The sequence below is a fragment of the Pelatocladus sp. BLCC-F211 genome, assembly GCF_041928655.1.
Lineage (GTDB): Bacteria > Cyanobacteriota > Cyanobacteriia > Cyanobacteriales > Nostocaceae > Pelatocladus.
In genome coordinates this window covers 15,268-31,529 of the sequence record NZ_JBHFLM010000150.1, presented here as the reverse complement: position 1 = coordinate 31,529, position 16,262 = coordinate 15,268, and the positions used below count along the sequence as shown (strand labels likewise).

Annotated in this window: 14 protein-coding genes; 5 read left to right on the top strand and 9 right to left on the bottom strand. The window is 42.3% G+C overall.

All coding sequences use genetic code 11. The features are described 5' to 3' along the window. Positions 1-389 precede the first annotated feature (389 nt). The 9 genes from ACE1AT_RS18930 to ACE1AT_RS18890 all read right to left on the bottom strand — a co-directional run bounded on the left by ACE1AT_RS18930 (position 390) and on the right by ACE1AT_RS18890 (position 9,164). On the bottom strand, positions 390-1,976 hold the full coding sequence (locus ACE1AT_RS18930; RefSeq protein ID WP_374871066.1) for an FAD-dependent monooxygenase: 1,587 nt from the start codon (positions 1,974-1,976) through the stop codon (positions 390-392). Positions 1,977-2,007: 31 nt separating this feature from the next. Further along, positions 2,008-2,985, bottom strand: a complete 978-nt coding sequence (locus tag ACE1AT_RS18925; protein ID WP_374871064.1) for a VOC family protein — start codon at positions 2,983-2,985, stop codon at positions 2,008-2,010. 40 nt (positions 2,986-3,025) lie between these two features. Then, the gene (locus tag ACE1AT_RS18920; protein ID WP_374871062.1) at positions 3,026-4,393 is read right to left on the bottom strand and encodes an NAD(P)/FAD-dependent oxidoreductase; all 1,368 of its coding nucleotides are present in this window, start codon (positions 4,391-4,393) and stop codon (positions 3,026-3,028) included. 74 nt (positions 4,394-4,467) lie between these two features. Beyond that, positions 4,468-4,713, bottom strand: coding sequence for a hypothetical protein (locus ACE1AT_RS18915; RefSeq protein WP_374871060.1), 246 nt, complete (start codon positions 4,711-4,713; stop codon positions 4,468-4,470). A 38-nt stretch (positions 4,714-4,751) separates the two neighbouring features. Continuing rightward, on the bottom strand, positions 4,752-5,420 hold the full coding sequence (locus ACE1AT_RS18910; RefSeq protein ID WP_374871058.1) for a heme-copper oxidase subunit III: 669 nt from the start codon (positions 5,418-5,420) through the stop codon (positions 4,752-4,754). Between the two features lie 42 nt (positions 5,421-5,462). Next, a complete protein-coding gene (ctaD, locus tag ACE1AT_RS18905) occupies positions 5,463-7,142 on the bottom strand; it encodes a cytochrome c oxidase subunit I (protein WP_374871056.1) in 1,680 nt (559 codons plus the stop codon). Between the two features lie 23 nt (positions 7,143-7,165). Further along, the gene (locus ACE1AT_RS18900) at positions 7,166-8,104 is read right to left on the bottom strand and encodes a cytochrome c oxidase subunit II (RefSeq protein WP_374871054.1); all 939 of its coding nucleotides are present in this window, start codon (positions 8,102-8,104) and stop codon (positions 7,166-7,168) included. 20 nt (positions 8,105-8,124) lie between these two features. Then, positions 8,125-8,730 carry a DUF2231 domain-containing protein gene (locus ACE1AT_RS18895; RefSeq protein ID WP_374871052.1) on the bottom strand — a complete coding sequence of 202 codons (606 nt, stop codon included), beginning with the start codon at positions 8,728-8,730 and terminating at the stop codon, positions 8,125-8,127. Continuing rightward, on the bottom strand, positions 8,727-9,164 hold the full coding sequence (locus ACE1AT_RS18890; protein ID WP_374871068.1) for a DUF2231 domain-containing protein: 438 nt from the start codon (positions 9,162-9,164) through the stop codon (positions 8,727-8,729). Before ACE1AT_RS18890 ends, ACE1AT_RS18895 begins: the two co-directional genes overlap by 4 nt. Positions 9,165-9,793: 629 nt before the next feature. Here ACE1AT_RS18890 and ACE1AT_RS18885 point away from each other — a divergent pair. The 5 genes from ACE1AT_RS18885 (at position 9,794) to ACE1AT_RS18865 (ending at position 16,260) form a co-directional block, all read left to right on the top strand. Then, positions 9,794-10,606, top strand: coding sequence for an SDR family oxidoreductase (locus ACE1AT_RS18885; RefSeq protein ID WP_374871050.1), 813 nt, complete (start codon positions 9,794-9,796; stop codon positions 10,604-10,606). 4 nt (positions 10,607-10,610) lie between these two features. Then, positions 10,611-12,737 (top strand): glycogen debranching N-terminal domain-containing protein, encoded by a 2,127-nt coding sequence (locus tag ACE1AT_RS18880; protein WP_374871048.1) that lies wholly within the window; start codon positions 10,611-10,613, stop codon positions 12,735-12,737. A gap of 41 nt (positions 12,738-12,778) precedes the next feature. After that, positions 12,779-14,020, top strand: coding sequence for a permease (locus ACE1AT_RS18875; protein ID WP_374871046.1), 1,242 nt, complete (start codon positions 12,779-12,781; stop codon positions 14,018-14,020). Positions 14,021-14,049: 29 nt separating this feature from the next. Next, the gene (locus ACE1AT_RS18870) at positions 14,050-14,985 is read left to right on the top strand and encodes a cation diffusion facilitator family transporter (RefSeq protein WP_374871044.1); all 936 of its coding nucleotides are present in this window, start codon (positions 14,050-14,052) and stop codon (positions 14,983-14,985) included. A gap of 84 nt (positions 14,986-15,069) precedes the next feature. Further along, positions 15,070-16,260: an SDR family oxidoreductase gene (locus tag ACE1AT_RS18865; RefSeq protein ID WP_374871042.1), complete on the top strand. Its 1,191-nt coding sequence runs from the start codon at positions 15,070-15,072 to the stop codon at positions 16,258-16,260. Positions 16,261-16,262 lie beyond the last annotated feature (2 nt).

Genomic DNA, 16,262 nt, shown 5'->3' with positions numbered 1-16,262 from the left:
CTTTTTTATGGTGTAAAAAAGCTGGAATTTGGATGTGGATAATTTATTTATTTTCTGGTTACTTGATTGTTCAAATTCTCATGAGCGCATTTTCTGTTTATGTAGTTTACCCATGCTACTTATTGAAGTGCGGAATGTGGGCTTCAAGACTCAGGTTGGCTAAATCTGCGCTTTGAGTGTTGTGGTTGTTGTGAACTGGGGGATAAGGCTTTGGTTTCATAATCTTCTCACAGTGATTTTTTGCTTAATCATGTCTGTGAAATTAGAAGTGTTGCAGTTACTTATAGATATGTTTGCTCTGTCAGTCATCCTCCCAAGGTTAGTTTGTGTTCTAGGTTTTCTCTGACTCCGATAAAATTCTTGGATGTTGATGTTTCTGTTGATTTAAGCTAAACAGACAGAGTTTTGGGCTTCTTGTCAATGGCGATCAACTCATTCATATAGACTTTGAGATCGTCCAAGGATAATTCTGTAGAGATCATTCCGATGTAGTTATCGGGTCTCAGTAGGATTTTACAAGACTGATTGATGCCAAAGATTTCTACAACGCGCGGGTAAAGGGGAACGACATTGAAATCGATGAAATCGCCGTATTCATTTGCTAGTTCTACCTGCAAATCTTCATAGCCGTGTTTCCCATCAGACAATACAACTAAGTGGAATTTTGGAGCGCGGAGGCGATCATAAATATTCGCGCCATCCACCAGAAAATAGGGCATTCGGTCTCCGGCTTTGACTTCAAAGAAGCGATTTTGATACCGACTCAAAGAGCTGTCACGGTAATTTATTCCAATTTCAGAAACTAGCTGAAAGAGAAACTCTTTTGCTGCGCTAAATCGCGTTACAACGCTGGCGAGGTTTGGCAAAATGTTGTCCCGGAAAAACTGGAGATACCAGCGATCGCCCGCCGCGACATCAAAAAACTGATCGGTTGTCTGCAAGAGCCGTTTGGCATTGGCTAGACGTTCTTCGTTATAACTTTCCAGAAGGGAATCCTTGACATAACCTCTCAAAACAAACGCAATCTTCCATGCCAGGTTATAAGCGTCCTGGATACCCGTATTCATTCCTTGACCTCCCGCAGGTGTGTGAATATGGGCAGCATCGCCAGCCAGAAAGCATCTACCTTTGTAAAACTTCTCGACGCGACGAGTATGCACTTTGTAACTCGAAAACCAGCGCACGTTTGTGATTTCCAGTGGGCGCTGCACTAATTGCTTGACTTTGTTTTCAACTTCATCGTAGGTGACTTCGCGATCGCCTTGCTCATCGTATTCGGGCAGGTTGCCGATTAAGCGCCAGTGCTTGTTGCCTTGCATGGGAACGATCAACACGAACGAGTTTTCTCCTAGAGTGGCGTAAAACGTTGCCTCGTCTGCTGGGAACTCCATATCCACATCCGCAACGTAAAACAAGCGTGGGTAAGTTGAACCTGTAAAACTCAGGTCGAGGAGATGGCGCGTTGGACTGCTTGCACCGTCACAACCTACTAGATACTGGGCTTTAATAATTTGTGTTTCACCGTTGGCGTTTTTTAGAACTGCTTTCACGCCGTTTGCATCTTGCGTTAGGCTTTCCATTTCGGTCTGCCATTGTACTTCTTTGCCATTGTGTTGAAGATGCTCGTAAAGCAGACGCTCGTTTTTGTTTTGTTCAAAAACGAGCATAAAAGGAAAAGGACTGAGTTGCCCGCCGAAGTTAGAAAAATCAAGGTGGGCGCTGATTTTGCCATCGTGCATCAGGTTGCCTTTCTGCACAATCTCGCCATCTGCAACGGCTTGTTGTGCTAAACCTACTTGGTCGTAAATCTCCAGGGTACGGGCGTGAACGACCAAAGCCTTTGATAAATCGGTGATACTTTCTTTTTTGTCAAAGATTACAAAGTCGATGCCGTAACGTATCAATTGCACAGCCAGTGAAAGCCCGGTCGGCCCCGCTCCGACGATAATAACGTCCGTTTTGGTTGTTGTCTCCATGTGTTTAATCTCCAGCAAAAGTCAGTCTTAGTCAGGGTGAGAGCCGATGCCGAATCAGCAATACTACGTGTCCGTCAGGGTCTTTAACTAAACAACCTTGTTTATAAGGGCGGGAGCGATCGCTAAACTGTACAATTCTTGGTGATACAAACTGAACCCTGTTTTGCTTTAACTTATTCACTAGCTGCTCAAGATTATTGACAACAAATTCAACTTGCACCCTCGCAATATCGCAACTTTTCCAGTCACTCGGTATAGGACGACCTGTTCCAGGCACAAGATAATCCAGCAGTTCAATTCCTACACCATCTTGAACTGGTTGCAGTGCCGTAATTTGGACTTCGGCTCCTGGCAAATCATCCATACGAGCTTGGGTTGCACGCCAGTTGAGACTATGGCTATCGATTTGCATTCCCAAGAGGTCGCAGTAAAAGTGTAGACTTTGGTCGGTGTTAGAAATAGCGATCGCACTATGATCGATTCCCAAAAACAAGCGATTCTTTTTCTGATGCCATTTATCTTGTCCCTTATCAGGCGGAAACCAAATTAACTCCAAATCATGACCATCAGGATCTTTAAACTTGAAAGCGCGGACACCACCAGAAGCTTTATTCCCTGGTGGTATTGTCTGCGGCTCAACTGAAATTGGTGCAATAGGAAATGAGTGCAAGTGAGCGTAAGCGCGATCCATATCACTTACCACAATCGCCAAATGTTGAAACCACAAGTCATTGCTTTGGGAATCGCTGGGAATAGGTTTTCCTTCCACATTGAGATACTCCATTAATTCGATGAGTTCATCACCTAGCCGCAGAGTCACAATGCGAATTTTTGCATCAATCACGCCTTCTAGGTCGGTGTAATCCTGTCCTGCAACAGTGATGTCAGAAACAAGTTCAAACAAGAGTGCTTGCGTGTAGAAATCCAAAGAGCGATCGCAGTTTGTCACCGTTAAGCCAATAGCTCTTATTCTTTGTACTTGTACATCAGTTTGATTAGGCATATTCATCAATTAATGCTCCTTTTGATCGGAAAAATGCCTTCACTTCCTATTCTTTTTTCTCCTCATCTCCCAACATTCGTAGTAATTTCCTTGCAACTAAAACACCAACAACTCCAGCACCTACTAATTCCACCGCTTGTACAACTTTTTTGCCTACATTGTGGGGGTCGAGGTGGTGATGAAATACCTCTTCATCCAGCCATTCTGTAGTGGCTTTAAAGTCATGAATTGGAGTTGGTAGCAGTGTTAAATAAGTGCCTTGACGGATTAAATGAGCAGGTTCGCCTGCAACTTCAAAAACATTGAATAAGTTAGCAGCAGCATCATTTAATCCCAACTTTAAAAGAGTTCCCCGGATGTTAACCGTCTTTTGTTTGGGTTCTTCTCCTAGAGCAAGTGACTTCAAATTTTGAGCGATATTAGCTCCTTGTTGATAAGCTACTTGGGCTGTAGGTGGTAGTGAATTATCCACAACTGCTGCACAATCACCACCTGCAAAAACTTCTGGAAAGTCGAGTAGTTGCAGCGTAGGAGAAACTAGAGGGCGGTTATGATGATCGCGATGTTCTTTGGAAATTGGTAACTCTTGAATCAGGGGATGAATAGAAGTACCAGCAGTCCAAATTGTGGTATGTGTTGCCAGTGTCTTAATTTCATTCTTGCTTTTATATTCAATTGCATTGGGACGAACAGCAGTAGCTTCTGCTTCCCTAAGAATTTCAATTGGTACAGTACGTTTTTGTAGTTCTTCCTCAGCAATTGGACGCAAAGGGTCGTTAATATCGCCATCAAGAATTTTTTCACCATGATTGAGAAGAATTACCCGAATTTCCGCCGAATTACCTCCTAAAGCACTATACCAATGTGGCAGAAAATCAGCTAAAGTTGCTGCCATTTCTACACCGGAAGCACCACCACCAACCACAACTACTGTTAATAGTTTGTGGCGTTGTTCTACATCTTCCGTTTGGATGGCTTTTTGTAAACAATCGCGTAAATGTCGGTCAAGAGCGATCGCATCTGCTTGTGTCCAGAAGGGTAGAGCATATTCTCTGGCTCCCTCGACTTGATGATAGCCAGTAACACTACCTAAAGCTAATACTAAATTGCTGTATTTGTAGGAATTTCCCGAAGCTAATTTGACTTCGTGTTGATGTAGGTCTATCGATTGCACCGTATCTTGAACAAAGATGACACCGCTACCTTGAAGTAATTCCGAAAAACGCGGTACTACTTGAAAGCTATCCATTTCGCCATCGAAATACTCATAAAGTAACGGCTTAAAACAAAATCGCTCATTCTTATCAATTAAAATTACAGAGCGGGGATAATGTTCATGAGCCAGGTGTAAGGCTGTAAATAGTCCGGTAAAACCACCGCCGACAATCACAGTTTGATAAACTGGGCTGTTCATAAAATGATTTCTCCTAAATCCTTATATCCCTTTTCCAGATATCGGAAAAAGATTAAAGAGTAATGAAAGTTTTGCTATACAAATAAAAAGAAAGCAATTAAAATAGCACTGAGAATAACCGCGAACAAAATAGCATATTCAACTCTGCGGCTAAAAATTCCAATAGCAATAAACACAATCACCGCTAGAACAGTAATAGCTACATATTGTTCTTTTTGTAAACCACGTGCAATTAGTGAATCTTGACCTGGCGGTGGAGCTTCCCGAATTCCGTTTGAGGGATTATTTTCTGTTGGTAATTCTTGAGTTAAAAATCTCATAATTTATTTCTAAAGTAGATTTTATTGTTGAAAAAATTTTATGCTTGCCAAAGGTAGAGAAGTGAGAATAAAAAGACCCAAATTATATCAACAAAGTGCCAAAACAAAGTAGTAGCACTCACACCAAAATGACCTTTGTCGTAATTACCTGGAATAAATGAACGAACAAGCATAGTTATCTGGAGAATCACACCAGCAAAAACGTGCAAACCGTGGAAACCTGTTAATACATAAAATGTTGAACCAACTAGTCCTGTGCTTAATCCAAAATCCAATTTACTCCATTCAATTCCTTGACCAATTAAGAAGTAAGTTCCCATTACAATTGTCATCAACCAAAGCCAGCGAAATTTCTTTAATCTGCCACGCTGGAGAGCATTTTCTGCTGGTTGAATGACAAAGCTGCTCGAAAGTAAAACAACTGTATTAATAATCACCAGGGTAGATAATTCCGGCCCCGAAACACCAGGTGGAAGCCAATTTCCTGAGTGTGTCAATCGCAGGCCAACGTATGTGAAGATAAAACTCAAAAAGACTATGCTTTCTGACAGCAGGAATACGGTAAATCCGAAAATTGCTTTGCCATGATGATCTTCAGCGCGTCCACCTCGACTTGGCAGGAAACGCTTGAGCCAATTCGGTAGGTATTTCCGCCACTTTTCAAAACGGATTGGACTTTCATCTATATAAATGGTGCGACGGTTCATAATTCAAATACAGCAGGGAACAGGAAACAGGTTTTATGGCAATTATCTCTCCCATATTTCTCTACGCCTCTCTTCGTCTGACTCTGTAGGTTCTATAACTGAATATTTGGGATCACCATAATCGTAGGGGGGTCTTTTCACAACCGGAATCTCTTCAAAGTTATCTCGCGGTGGTGGTGAGGTCGTTGTCCATTCCAGTCCAGTAGCTCGCCAAGGATTGTTAACTGCTCTTTGTCCATATAGTAAGGAACCCACCATATTAGCAATAAAAGGCAGTGTGGATACTCCCAGTAAAAATGCTCCCAAGCTGGCAACAATATTCCATCCTTGATAGCGTGGGTCATAGGAGGAAATGCGGCGTACCATTCCTTGTAAACCTAGTGGCAGCATGGGGAAGAAAGTCAGGTTAGCACCGATAAAGGTTAACCAAAAATGCAATTTGCCCCAACCTTCGGCGTACATCCGTCCGGTAATCTTAGGAAACCAGAAGTAAATGGCAGCGAAGATTGCCATTGTAATGGTGTTAAAGACAATGTAGTGGAAGTGTCCCACTATAAAGTAGGTATTGTGGACGTGGATATCAAATGGTACGGCTGCCAGCATCACACCAGTGACACCACCAAGCAGAAACATGGCTGCACCTCCCATAGCGAATAGCATGGGTGTCTCTAGGTGCAGCTTACTCTTCCAAATTGTGGCAGTCCAACCAAATGCTTTGACACCAGTAGGCACGGCAACTAACATTGATGTCACCATAAATAACATCCGCATCCAGCCAGGAGTCGCACTGGTGAACATATGATGCACCCAAACAAAGATACTGACTACAGCGATGCCTAAAGAAGCAATCGCTAATGACCGATAGCCAAATAGGGGATTACGAGAAAAGGCTGGCAAAACTTCGGCAAAAATACCGAAGGCTGGTAGCGCCATGATGTAAACTGCGGGGTGAGAGTAGAACCAGAATAAATGCTGGTAAATGATCGGGTCGCCATTTTCTAAGGGTTTGAAGAATTGCGTCCCAAAACTGAGGTCAAATAAAAGTAGTATCAATGCACCTGTTAGAGAAGGCAAATTAACCAGCTGTAACAACTGGGCGCTGAGAACTGACCAAACAAACACAGGCATTCGGAAAAAAGTCATTCCTGGGGCGCGCATCCAAAAAATGGTAGTGACAAAGTTAACAGCCCCCATAATTGAGGAGATGCCAATCAGTACTACACTCACAATCCAAATAAATTCACCGTTAATCGGCTGACCAGGAGGAATTTGCAGACTAATTGGGGGATATGACCACCAGCCGGACTGTGCTGTACCATTGGGTAGTAGGAAGCTAGATACTAATAAAATTCCGCTTGGTGGCAGAATCCAGAAAGAAATGGCGTTGAGTAGAGGAAACGCCATATCCCGCGCTCCTAGCATTAACGGTACTAGGTAATTAGAGATACCTGCATTGAATGGGATAATCCACAAAAAAATCATGATTGTCCCATGCAAGGTGAACAAGCCGTTGTAGAGGGGACGATCAACCACATTTGATTGGGGCGTAATCAGTTCGGCACGAATAAGCATCGCCAACAGTCCACCAATCAAGAAGAATATGAAAGACATCACCATGTACTGAACGCCGATCACCTTATGGTCAGTGCTGAAGCTGAAGTATCGTCGCCAGTTATTTTCAGGCTCGTTTTGAGATGTTGCGTCTATAGAATCATGTGTCATTTACTACTTTCCTTTATTTGGCGTTAGCCCTTTGGGCGGCTCCCTTGGAGCATCGCCTCTGGCACTGCGCTCCGCGCGATCGCTCTTTGTTCAGGTGCAACAGTGTACCAGCCACTCTTAAACAATGTTTTTGGCGGTTGGGAATACTCAGCTACCGCCTGATTTTTGATGCTTGTTGCTTCTTGTTCTGCTTTGGTCAGCCACTGGTTATATTGCTGCTGGGATTCAACATGTACATTGGCATCCATCAAAGCAAAGTAAGTACCGCTAAATAGAGCATCTTTGAGCTTGTATTTACCTGTGCGAGTAGGTGTAACTACGAGGTCAATGTTACGTCCAGGGACGATATACTGCTGTAAACGGAACTCAGGGACGTAAAAACTGTGGAGTACGTCTTTGGCGTGCATATTCAGGCGAGTACGAAGATTTACGGGCAGGTGTAATTCATGACTGGTAACATTATTTGGATAGCGGAAAGACCAATCCCACTGCTTCACGAAAACTTCAATAGTTTCAGCAGCTGGTTTAGGTTTGTCATTGCTGGCTACGGCGTATGCTGGTTCTTCTAGAGGTGTATGCAAATGTACGATTTGTCCTAAACCCAGAATATTTAGTTGCTGATAAATATTGAAGCCTTGGAAAGCAAGCCACAAAACTAACACTGTTGGAGTCGCTGTCCACAAAATTTCTATTTTTAGATCGCCTCTAGATGGGTGTCCCTCACTGTAGTCATTTTTGGGTGCGCGGAAGAATAGTATCGAGTACAACATCATGCCCAAAAGCCCAAGAATAATAAACGCGCCAACTGATGTTAAGAAGCTAAACAAACTATCTACCTTTTGCGCTTCTGCCGTAGCTTCGGTAGGCATCCAAGAATATGCTTGCTGCCCAATCCAATGGCTGATGACGAGTAACACTGCAATATAACCAGCAATTAGTAAATACTCTAAAAATCTCAACATAAACTCAGAGTGCTTCTCGTTTATTTGGGTAGTAAGTTTGGGTTTGCACCCTCTTGGAGTAACTTAGCAGCAGTGACGTGAATCCCGAATTCTGATCCCAATTGTCCTCCTAAAGTTCCGTGGACGTACAAGATACCCATGATTGCAATACCTGCCAACAAGTAACTCCACTGCACTTGTCTAGAAGCATCTTTGCGCCATTGGTAGCGTTGTAAGCCTCTCCAAACGGTCATAGCAACGATGATCCCCAACAATAAAACACCACCCAAACCATGCACAACCATTGTCCAAGAGGCATTTAAGCCCCAATCACTCTTTTGATCAATTGGTGGGTTTGCCAGTATTAGCTCGAAAAAACCAAAGGCGACAGTGAAAAAAGTTACCACAGATGCCCCTAGCAGGTTGTACCAGCCAACATCGAAGAAGCCAGAACGCAAAGCAGCCAAGCCCAAGAATTTAAAGATGGGTCTTTCTATAGGAAAAATTGATCCTGCTATGTCAAACAAGATGGCAATAATAAATAAGCCTAATGTCAAATGCACTAACTGTGGGTGCATGGGAATTTCGTAGGGCAGTCCGTTAATGCCTAATCTCAATCTTAAAGAGTCAATTAGTTGCGAGTTCATGGCGATATCCTCTGCTTCATCGCTTCAACTACTGGCTCAACGTGCAAGCCATATACCCAAAACAGCTTGCTTCCTAAATATATTTGCAACAACACTAAACATACTAAGAAAGTTGCTGCACCAAGGTAAGCAGGCGGAACTTTGCGGGGGTTACGATTGCGAATCACAAACCGCCAAGCTGTAATAATTGCAATGATCGCCCCTAGTGACCAACCCATAAGTGTGTGAAAATTGAGCGTTGGCTGCACTGCTGGATAAATTTGTGCCAGTCCTGCTTCAAATTGTCCAAAAATTATGGCAACGAAAATTGCGATCGCCGCAACAAACATGTTCCAGAAACCGACTTCAAATAAATGTGCATTGCATGTGAAATAACCCACTACGTCGCAAATGAATGAGAAAAACACCATCGCAATTACGAAATGCACAACAATGGGGTGGATGGGGTCGGGGTACGGGAGATTTTGGCTATTTAATGTCAGAGCGAACATCGCTTTCTCCTGGCGATCGCTAGATGCTGTAGTATAAGTTAATTTTGCTCATAAAAGAATTCATTCTTGAGTTTTACGCTTTAAATTCCTCTCCACAAAAGTATTCTTAGTAACTCTTATCTAATAAATAGATTAAAGAATACTATCCCAAGGGTGATTTAGAACAAAAATGATTTGTTGATTTTTGTTACTCACACTTTAAAATTTTAAAAGTAATAAATATAAATCTGACAAAATCTATTTTTATTTAAGAGATAAGGGCTACTACCTTCATAATTTATGAATTTCATCTAATTGTGAAAATTATATGAAATTTTTCTAGCCCTTGGGAAGGAGTTCTTTATTCCTCCATTAGCTGGAGGCGAACGTCACGGTAAACTTCTAAAGTAATGCCAGAATCAAAGTCATAGCTGTTGAAAATTTAATATATACTTGTGTAATTTTTTAGGCTCTTTAGTACTTGTTATTAAATATTGAATTGCATAAATAGTATTCAAAAAAATTATAGAAAGCATATCTTTTCAGCATTGGCGACAATAAAACCCTCGATTTTAAGAACTTCAGGAAACATTATGAGCTATTCTCCTTACCTACTCAAAAGTCAAAAGGCACTTGTAACTGGTGCTAGTTCTGGCATTGGTGAAGCTATAGCTCGTTATTTGGCTTTGTCAGGTGCAACAGTAGCTATTAACTACCATTCTGAAGCTGAAGAAGCCCACAAAATAGTTGATGATATAAGAGCGAATAATGGTGAAGCTTTTGCCATTCAAGCTGATGTCAGCAAAGAAGACCAAGTAAAAGCGATGTTTAAACAGACACTCCAGCACTTTGGAACTATTGACATCTTAGTGAACAATGCAGGTTTGCAAAAAGATTCACCTTTTGTAGATATGACCCTCGACCAATGGAATACAGTTATTGGAGTCAACCTAACCGGACAATTTTTATGTGCTAGGGAAGCCGCCAAGGAATTCTTACGTCGAGGAGTGCAACCGCAGATTTCATCTGCCGCAGGTAAGATTATTTGCATTAGTTCAGTGCATGAGGTGATTCCTTGGGCAGGTCATGTTAACTACGCTGCTAGTAAAGGCGGTATTCATATGATGATGCAAAGTATTGCTCAAGAACTAGCTCCCCATAAAATCCGTGTGAATAGCATCGCCCCTGGTGCAATTAAAACCCCCATCAATAAATCAGCTTGGGACACCCCACAAGCCGAGGCAAAGTTACTTCAATTAATTCCGGCAAAACGAGTCGGGGATGTAGAAGATATTGCCAAAGCAGCAGTTTGGCTTGCTTCTGATGATTCCGATTATGTCAACGGTACAACAATATTTGTAGACGGTGGCATGACTTTGTATCCGGGTTTTACGGAGAACGGTTGAAGTTATGCCCACACAAGTTACTGTCAACCCTGGTTTAATCACGATTAATGATGGTTCCTCATTTCTTGTAACAGCTAGTGATGCTTCCATTGATGACAATCAAGCACAAGGTTTTTTCGTTCGTGACACACGTCTAATTTCTTACTACGAAATTTCTCTCAATCGCTACCGACTGGTGCTGCTAGCCTCTAGCAATCTCAATCATCACACTGCCCTTTATCAATTCACTAATCCACAACTTCCTACAGTTAATGGAAATTTACCTGCTGGTAGTTTGTTTATAACTATCCGGCGCGACATTGTAGGGGGAATACACGAAGATATTGAAATCGCTAACTACCACCCACAACCAGTTGAGTTTCAACTGATGTTAGCGATTCGTTCTGACTTTGCAGATATTTTTGAGGTGAGAGCAAAAAACATAGTCATGCGGGGTAATACTGAAACAGTATGGAAAGACGGTGTACTCACTACCAACTACCGTAGCAGTTCTTTTGTCAGAGGCATCGTGACTGAGCCAGTTTGTTCCACTTCCCAAGCAAGCTACGCCAACGGTCGTTTAATGTTTAATGTAGTTATTACTCCAGGAAAAACATGGCATACCTGTATCAATTTCACAGTCTTAGCCAATGGGGATGTCCTCAAACCTCAACAAACCTGTGCTGTGCCTCACACTACAGAAGCCGGAAAAGTCAGGGATGAATTTCTAAGTAATGCGACAATGTTGCAATCTTCTAATGCTGAGATTAGGGGATTTTATCAGCAGGCGCTCGTTGATATGGGGGCTTTACGAATTCAGGTAGAAGACAATGGGCAGCAATTTTGGATGCCTGCGGCTGGTATTCCCTGGTTTATGGCTGTCTTTGGACGTGACTCTGTAATTTCCAGCTTGCAAACGATGGCAGTTTACCACAAATTTGCCCGTGGTACGCTTGTCAGGTTAGCTCAACTACAAGCAACACAGTTAGATGATTGGCACGATGCTACTCCCGGTAAGATGCTGCATGAATTGCGGCGTGACGAGTTAACGAAGCTCAATCAGCTACCGTACAGTCCCTATTACGGGACTATAGATACTACTATTCTCTGGATTGTTACCCTGGCTGAGACTTATAGCTGGAACGCCGATCTGAGTATGCTGAATGAATGTCGATCGCCAGTAGAGAAAGCACTAACTTGGATTGAGAAGTACGGCGATTTTGATGGAGATGGATTTGTTGAGTATTTAACTCGTTCTAGTCACGGATTACGCAATCAAGGCTGGAAAGATTCGGGTGAATCAATGGTTTACCCAAATGGCAAGTTAGTAGAACCGCCAATTGCTTTGTGTGAGGTGCAAGGTTACGTCTACGATGCTTGGCAAAGGGCAGCTTTAATTTATGAGGTGTGGGGAGAACAAGAACAAGCCAAAAAGCTACGTCAAAAAGCAGAAGAACTATATAAACGCTTTAACGATCGCTTTTGGATGGAAGATGAAGGCTTTTACTGTCTTGGCTTAGATAACAACAAGCAACAAATTAAGTCTATCGCCTCAAATCCCGGACAATTGCTCTGGTCTGGTATTGTACCCCAAGAAAGGGCGAAAAAAGTTGCAGAGCGACTTTTTCAAGCAGATATGTGGTGTGGTTGGGGTATAAGGACTCTTTCATCTCAAAATCAAGGGTATAACCCAATTAGTTATCAAAGAGGTAGTGTTTGGCCGCACGACAACTCTATGATTGCCGCCGGATTAAAGCGTTACGGCTACCACAAAGAAACTAACCAAATTGCTGAAGGCATTTTTGCTGCTGCTAGTTACTTTCAAGCTGGACGAATGCCAGAATTGTTTGCCGGAATTGAACGCCGAGACGATAACTTTCCAGTCCCCTATCCAGATGCGAATATACCCCAAGCTTGGGCGGCTGGTTCAATTTTCTTAATCATTCGCAGCATCTTAGGACTCGAAGCCGATGCACCACAGCAACAGTTAAAAGTACAGCCTAATTTACCAGAGTGCCTACCAGATTTGGAATTAATAAATCTGTCTGTGGGAGAGGCGAAAGTGTCATTGCGTTTTTGGCGTGAGGGAGAACAAACCCGATGGGAAGTTACTTATCAAGACGGCGACTTACAAGTTTCGGCTACAAATTAAGAATTGCTAGAAAACGGTACTAACTAAAGATAGAAATCAAAATGCAGGCTATTAACCCTTTTACCGATCCAATTAATGGAATTCTTCTCGCACTCAGCATGACATTCTCCATGTTTTGGGAGATTCTTTGGGCGTTGATTCTGGGTTTTACGCTATCAGGCATTGTTCAAGCGGTGGTTTCCAAAGGGGAGATGAGTCGGTTACTACCAGATGCGTCACCAAAGTCGATCGCAGTAGCTTGTGGTTTGGGTGCAGCTTCATCGTCATGTTCTTACGCTTCTGTCGCCCTTGCCCGTTCCATCTTTCGCAAAGGCGCTAACTTTACCGCAGCAATGGCATTCCAGTTTGCCTCAACTAATTTAGTTATTGAGCTGGGTATTATCTTGGCAGTATTAATGGGGTGGCAATTTACTCTAGCTGAGTTTGTCGGCGGGCCTTTGATGATTTTTATATTAGTGCTGCTATTTAGATTCTTCCTGAAACCTAAGCTAGTGAAAGCAGCTAAACAGCAGGCGAACCGGGGACTCGCTGGCAAAATGGAAGGACACGCCGATATGAATATGTCGGTAACAGAAGGTTCCATTTGGCAAAGGATTTTTTCCGATCGAGGGTTTACAGCTATTAGCCACTATTTTGTGATGGACTGGGTTTCGGTGTGGTTGGATATTGCACTGGGATTAGTAATTGCAGGTGCGTTGGCTGCTTGGATACCCAGTGACTTTTGGCAAGCATTCTTTCTGACAGATCACCCTATATGGTCAAAATTATGGGGGCCAATTGTCGGGCCAGTCGTAGCAATCTTCTCTTTTGTTTGTTCTGTAGGCAACGTTCCTCTAGCGGCTGTGCTGTGGAATGGGGGTATTAGCTTTGGAGGCGTAGTTGCATTCATTTTTGCTGACTTAATTGTGCTACCAATTTTAGATATCTACCGCAAATACTACGGGCTAAAAGTTAGCGCATTTCTATTTATTGCTTTCTACACAGCAATGGTGAGTGCGGCACTAATTATTGAAATTTTATTCCAAATTTTGGGGTTAATCCCACAAGAACATAACGCCAAAGTAGTTGAAGCATCTATTCAATTTAACTACACCACAGTATTGAATATTTTGTTTTTGGCTTTAGCAGTTTTATTAGTTATACGATTTTTTAAAACTGGTGGGCCTCATATGCTGCAAATGATGAATAGTGGTAGTAAACATGAACATAGCGAACATCATCTGATGATGCATTACGCTTTTGTTAAGAACAGAAGAAAATCTCTGAGAAAATTACCTAGTTAGATAGTAAATTAACAGCTAATACTTACGTCATGGCTTCAGATTCATCTAAGAAAACAATTTTTGCAGCGATGGGAGCTAATTTAGCGATCGCTATCACTAAATTTATCGCTGCTTACATTACCAATAGTTCAGCGATGATATCTGAGGGTATTCATTCAGTTGTAGATACTACCGATCAATTATTACTCCTGCTGGGAATTCGCATGAGTCAAAAGCCAGCAGATGATAGTCATCCCTTTGGCTACGGGCAAGAACTTTACTTCTGGACTTTAATTGTTGCTATCTTCATTTTTGCTATTGGTGGAGGAATGTCTATTTATGAAGGAATTACTCATCTAATAAACCCTAGTCCCTTAGAAGACCCGATATGGAATTATATTGTGCTAGGTGTAGCAATCATATTTGAGGGTTTTTCTTGGACTGTAGCTTTAAAGGAATTTTTACCAACTAAAGGCAATCAAGGCTTTTGGGAAGCAATTAAAAACAGTAAAGACCCTACAATATTTACAGTCTTATTTGAAGATTCTGCGGCAATTTTAGGTTTACTTGTAGCTTTAATAGGAGTTTTTTTAGGACATTTATTTAACAATGTTTATTTTGATGGTATTGCCTCAATTCTTATTGGCATTATCTTAGCTATAGTAGCAGTATTACTAGCAATCGAAAGTAAAGGACTATTAGTTGGAGAAAGTGCTAATCCTCAAACTATAGCTAATATCCGTTCTTTATCCAAAACAGAACCAAGAGTCCAAGAAGTTATCCGTGTGCTAACAATGCAACTTGCTCCACAGGAAGTATTACTTAACTTAGAAATTCAATTTTCAAAAAATCTCACAGGTGAAGAAATCGCATCAACTGTAGATAATTTAGAAGCGAAAATACGTCAAAAACATCCTGAAATTAAACAAATATTTATTGAAGCTAAATCCTTAGCTGCTACTCGCAAATCTTCTCGAACTGCTTAAGTAACTCTCATATTACTCTCTGCGTTTGTGTATAGTTACATAAACCATTCTATTAAAAAATCGTGATTCCCTAAAAAGTAGATTATGAGTGTATCAAAACCTGAAGTCGTAGTCATTACCGGAGCCTCCGCCGGGATAGGAAGAGCCACTGTCCGCGCATTTGCCAAACGAGGGGCGCATATTGGATTAGTCGCCCGCAGCCGTGATGGGCTAGAAGGGGCGCGTCAAGAAGTTGAGTCAGCTGGTGGTAAAGCATTGGTGCTACCAACTGATGTTTCCGATCCAGAACAAGTAGAGGCTGCTGCTACTGCTGTTGAAAAAGAATTTGGCCCGATTGATATTTGGGTCAATGATGCGATGGCATCAATTTTGTCGCCATTTTTAGAGATTAAACCAGAGGAATTTCGCCGTGTTACCGAGGTGACATATCTGGGATATGTGTATGGCACAATGGCAGCATTGCGAAGGATGAAGCCACGCGATCGCGGTACGATTGTCCAAGTAGGTTCTGCCCTTGCTTATCGCTCAATTCCCTTACAATCTGCCTATTGCGGTGCTAAGGCTGCCATTCGTGGGTTCACAGACTCTATCCGTTGCGAACTACACCATGACGGTAGCAATGTTCACATCACAATGGTACAAATGCCAGCAGTCAATACGCCGCAGTTTGACTGGATTAAGAACAATATGCCCCATAAGTCCCAGCCAGTACCGCCAATTTTCCAACCGGAAGTGGCAGCGGAGGCGATTGTCTGGGCAGCTACTCACAAACGGCGCGAACTCTATGTAGGTAGTTCGACAGTTGAGGCTATCTTGGGAACTAAAGTCGCCCCAGGAATACTAGACCGCTATCTCGGTAAAACTGGATACAAGAGCCAGCAAACAGAGCAACCAGAAAATCAGAATCGCTTGAGTAATTTGTGGGAACCCCTAAGTGGCGATCGCGGCGCTCATGGTAGATTTGATGACCAAGCACAGGATTACAGCACTCAACTTTGGGCAACCGAAAATCAAGATTGGCTAATTTTAGGATTAGGTGCTGGTGTTGCTTTGGTAGCGTTGGGGGCTTATTTGGGGCATCAATCTCAGCAAGAATTTCAAGACGAAAGAATCACAGAGTCAGATATTAATACAGAAGTAGCTCGACAGTTACATCAAACAGTCAATCGAAGCAGCAAACTAGATAATTGGCATCTACTAACAGGATTGGCTCGATTTGCTTGGAAAGCATTAACAACAGAATCGCAAAATAACCAAAAAGCTACTCAAAGCTAAAT